Origin of the sequence: Bacillus sp. JJ634 (genome assembly GCF_036962285.1) — a bacterium.
In the GTDB taxonomy this organism is placed as follows: domain Bacteria; phylum Bacillota; class Bacilli; order Bacillales; family DSM-1321; genus Peribacillus; species Peribacillus asahii_A.
The window spans coordinates 800-3,707 of the sequence record NZ_JBALMU010000096.1 but is presented as its reverse complement, the minus strand read 5'-3'; the positions used below and the strand labels follow the sequence as shown (position 1 = coordinate 3,707).

The 2,908-nt window shown below is 34.5% G+C and carries 2 protein-coding genes; both read left to right on the top strand.

What is annotated here, in order from left to right:
• Positions 1–1,023: glycosyltransferase family 4 protein (locus tag V7068_RS14495; RefSeq protein WP_499713370.1), on the top strand; the 1,023-nt coding region annotated here is incomplete at its 5' end.
• Between the two features lie 58 nt (positions 1,024–1,081).
• Positions 1,082–2,005: an NAD-dependent epimerase/dehydratase family protein gene (locus V7068_RS14490; RefSeq protein ID WP_499713369.1), complete on the top strand. Its 924-nt coding sequence runs from the start codon at positions 1,082–1,084 to the stop codon at positions 2,003–2,005.
• Positions 2,006–2,908 lie beyond the last annotated feature (903 nt).

Sequence of the window (2,908 nt, the reverse complement as noted above, 5' to 3'; positions counted from 1 at the left end):
GAACATGTAAATCGAGTAAGATTTGACTTCGAACTTGATCTATACTTTATGGAACTTGCTGTAGCTTATTTTGGCTTAGAGCAATATGACATTATCCATACTCATGATGTTATATCCTCTAGGTGTATGAGTAGAGTCAAACCAAAACAGACACCTTTATTTACAAGTATTCACGGAGTCTTAGCAAAAGAGGTTATTCAACTCTATAAATATCTCACACCAGATATACCCAGTGAAGAAATAATGAAAAGTAAAGGCTGGATACAATCCTGGGTACTAGATCAATTAGGTTCCCATTCTGCAGATTTAATCCATACCTCTTCTAAATGGACAAAGAATATCTTTATCGAAGAATATGGTGTACCTGAAGAACAAATTGTTTCTTTTCAATATGGAATGAATATTGATGGGTTGTTAAATAAAATGAATCAAACAACTGAGAAAAAAAAGCCTTTAGATAAAAAAGTAATACTATTTACCGGAAGACTTGTGGACTTAAAAGGTGTTCATATATTATTACCTGCGCTTTCACAATTAAAAGAAGTGCGGGAAGATTGGGTTTGTTGGATTGCAGGTGACGGTGTCATGAAAGTACCTCTGCAAGAACTATGTGCTCAATTAAATTTGAACGAATTTGTAGAGTTTTTAGGAGCTCGAGATGACGTTCCAGCATTATTAAAACAGTCGGATATATTTGTACTGCCAAGTTTACAAGATAACATGCCGCTCTCCCTAATCGAAGCTCAAATTGCTGGTAAAGCTTCCGTCATAAGTGATGCAGGTGGTCTTCCAGAAATGGCGAAACACGGTGAAACAGGTTTAATTGCTCCGGCGGGTGAAAGTGAACCATTATTCGAACACCTTAAAACGCTGTTAGAAAATGATTCATATCGAAATAAAATCGCCAATCATACAAAACAATGGGCCTTAAAACACTGGTCAATAGATTTAATGACCAAGAGACTCCTGAAAATTTATCAGACTATGATAGATAATACCGATTATACACAATTGATCAATTAGATTTATAAACGAATGGACTATAAACCTATAAAAAATAGAAAGGATGAACTCATAACGAATGGATAATGAATCAAAAAAAGTAATCGTTACCGGAGGGGCAGGGTTTATTGGCTCACATATCGTTGACGAATTGATAAACAAGAACTATCAAGTAGCAGTAATCGACAATTTAATTACAGGAAACAAATCAAACCTCAGAGACAATGTCCCCTTCTATCACATTGACATAAAAGAAAAAGAACATCTAGAAACTGTATTTTCAAAAGAAAGGCCTGATACAGTCATCCACCTTGCTGCACAGACGAGTGTGGGAGACTCAGTGAATAGGCCTTCCTATGACGGTCACAATAATATTTTAGCTACTATTAATCTTCTCGATTGCTGTAAAAATTATAAAGTGAAGAAATTAATCTTCGCCTCATCAGCAGCCGTTTACGGTCATACTGAAGACCTTCCAATTAAAGAGACATCTCCCCTAAAACCACTATCTTTTTATGGTCTTTCCAAGCTGACTGCAGAAGAATATATCCAACTATACTCCAAAATATTTGACCTGCCCTATACAATCCTTCGTTTTTCAAACGTTTATGGAGAAAGACAAAATTCCCATGGTGAAGCAGGTGTAATCTCTATTTTTATTAATCAAGTATTCAACCAGCAACCTGTAGTAATCTTTGGTGATGGACAGCAAACTCGAGACTTCATATATGTAAAGGATGTTGTGTCAGCTAATATCGCTGCCATCGATAATGGATTGAATGAAACGTTTAATATCAGCACGAACCATCGATCGTCCGTTAACGAAGTAGTAAAATCGATAGCGGCCACTACTAAAAAAGAAATACAATCAAGCTATCACCCATTAAGACCTGGAGAAATCATTGACAGTCAATTATGTAATGAGAAGGCCATTAAAGGGTTAAATTGGACACCAAAGTATAGTTTACTTGAAGGATTACAGGAAATGCTCAAATATACTTGACTATTTTCAGGTGGAACAACTAGCCCATTTCGCTAGGGATCCGCCTTATTTTTTGTCTATGTGAAACAATATTGTTACTAGATTCATATCTCACTTTCAAAATAAAAAGCGATTGCCACTTCAATCGCTTTTCACATTCTTTTTACTTCTCTTTACTGGCTCTGTATAGATCTTTTATAAGGTATTGATGTTTGCTTAATTTTAGGGTAAGTGTATTTTGGGTAATTAACACTTGTTGGCTGCATCGTTCTACCTTGGTACAAACCATTAGGGGACATACGCTTGTTAAACTCACGACATAAACACATAAGAACACCTCACTTTCTTACTATATACTATTAATCTAACGTTCTTATGCTTGTACGAATATAACGGATTTAAGTATTATTTAGTTCGTAAATGTCATTTTTGAAAAAATTAACAATAATAGGTTAGAATCCAAGAAAAAAAAGCCTCCTATGCATAAAATGATAAAAAAATGGAGGAAAGTCAATGTTTGAAAAAAACCGAGAAATTCTTATTACAAAATNNAATATTACCATTTTACGAAAAAGAATTTCCGTTATTATTATTTTGGAGCCCAAAGAGTGGATGTACTACACTTATTAAGTGGTTCTTCTTCCAAATAGGATTACTTCAAAAAGCAATTGATTATAACCCTTCGGTTCACCTATATAGAGTGGACATATATGAAAAGCAAGAAAATTACAAGCTTAAAATAATAGAGCAACTTATGGGTGACAAAAAAGATGTGTATAAACTGGTTCGCAATCCTTATAGCAGAGCAGTAAGTTCATTTTTAGCTACATTAACTAATGGAGCTATATTGAATCAGATCGCTCCAGGTCTCCATAACGGCTTATCGTTTAAAAAATTCTTATATATAATTAAGGATATTGGAGT